1 protein-coding gene is annotated in these 376 nt (G+C 74.7%); it reads right to left on the bottom strand.

Annotation, left to right across the window (positions count from 1 at the left end; genetic code table 11):
• Positions 1 to 16: 16 nt before the first annotated feature.
• Positions 17 to 376 (bottom strand): LysR substrate-binding domain-containing protein (locus tag HX774_RS19510; RefSeq protein ID WP_255500568.1); only part of this gene is annotated, 360 nt, incomplete at its 5' end.

Raw genomic sequence — 376 nt, 5'->3', positions numbered from 1 at the left:
GGGGAGGGAGAAGGACTTACCCCGTCTCCCCCACTTGCCGCCCCGCCAGCCTCGCGCCCTCGACCACCGCCGGGTCGGCCCGCGCCGTGTCGAGCAGCCAGTCGCGGAAGCGGGCGATCTTGGGGGTCAGGCGCCGGGCGGGCGGGTAGCAGATCCAGTAGCCCTCGGCCAAGGCGACGGTCTGATTGAAGGGGCGGACCAGCAGCCCCCGTTCGATCTCGCGCGCATAGAGGATGGGCGAGCCCAGGGCCACGCCCTGATCGCCCAGGGCCGCCGCCACCTCCATGGCCTGGTTGTCGGCGGTCAGACGCGGGGGCGGGGCGGCATCGGCGGGCGAGACCTGGGCGGCGGCGAACCAGGCGGCCCATTCGCGCGG

It is taken from the genome of Brevundimonas sp. P7753 (genome assembly GCF_013386595.1).
Lineage (GTDB): Bacteria > Pseudomonadota > Alphaproteobacteria > Caulobacterales > Caulobacteraceae > Brevundimonas > Brevundimonas bullata.
This window is presented reverse-complemented; position numbering and strand designations above follow the sequence as displayed.